Below are 1063 nucleotides of genomic sequence, written 5' to 3'. Positions count from 1 at the left end.
CGCTGGGGCCGGGCCGCGGCCCGCAGCACCGGCATCTGTGCCTGCGCGCGCTGGCGCTGCTGCCGCATGACTGAGCCACACTCGCCCGCACTGCACGCCGCCAGCCGCGCCTGGGCGCTGGGCGCGGCGCTGCTGGCCTTGCTGCCGCTGCTGCTGCAGTTGCCCGCGACACTGGCCTGGCTGATCGCGCTGTCCGCGCTGCTGATCGGCGCCAGTTCGGCGTGGCGGCCGCTGCCGGCGCTGCTGCGCCTGGCCCTGGTCGCAGTCATGCTCGCGGCGCTGTACTGGCAGGTCGGCCTGCGCTTCGGCCGCGACACCGGCTGCGCACTGCTGGCGGCGATGCTGGCGATCAAGCCCTCGGAACTGAAGAGCCTGCGCGATGCGCGCAGCCTGCTCGGCTTCGCCCTGTTCGCGCCGTTCGCCGCCTTCCTGCTCGACCAGGGGCCGGTGACGATGGCGCTGGGGCTGGCCGCGGTGATCGCGGCCCTGCTGTGCATGCAGCGCCTGGCCGACCAGGAAGGGCACAGCGCGCGGCGGCCGCTGCGCGGGCAACTGCGCGGCGTCGGCCGTCTGCTGGCGCTGGGCCTGCCGCTGGCGCTCGCCGCGTTCTGGCTATTCCCGCGCCTGGGTTCGCCGTTGTGGGGCGTGCCGGAACGTGCGCTGGGCCGTCCCGGCCTGTCGGACTCGATGAGTCCGGGGCAGTGGCTGGACCTGCTGGCCGACGACACCCCCGCATTGCGTGTGCAGTTCTTCGGCCCGGTGCCGGCACCGGCGCAGCGCTACTGGCGCGGGCCGGTGCTGTGGGACTTCGATGGCCAGACCTGGCGTGCGCCGCGCGACAACGCCTTCGCGCCGGCACCCACGATCCAGCTCGCACCCGGCGGCTGGGACTACCAGCTCGAGGTGGAACCGACCGACCGCCGGCAATTGGTCGCCCTGGACCTGCCGCGGCAGGCACCGCCCGGCACCCGGCTGACGGCCGACGCCGTGCTGCAGACCGAGCGCCCGCTCAGCGCGCTGACCCGCTGGCGGCTGCGGTCGGCGCTGCCGCAACGGGTGGAGG

Annotated in this window: 1 protein-coding gene; it reads left to right on the top strand. The window is 75.1% G+C overall.

Annotation, left to right across the window (positions count from 1 at the left end; translation table 11 throughout):
- Nucleotides 1-66 precede the first annotated feature (66 nt).
- The coding region (locus tag D588_RS0115200; protein WP_026143751.1) for a DUF3488 domain-containing protein at nucleotides 67-1063 on the top strand (997 nt) is incomplete at its 3' end.

Source organism: Xanthomonas sp. SHU 308 (assembly GCF_000364645.1).
GTDB classification, from domain to species: Bacteria; Pseudomonadota; Gammaproteobacteria; order Xanthomonadales; family Xanthomonadaceae; genus Xanthomonas_A; species Xanthomonas_A sontii.
Note: the sequence above shows the minus strand (reverse complement) of the source record. Positions and strands in the feature narration are given on the sequence as shown.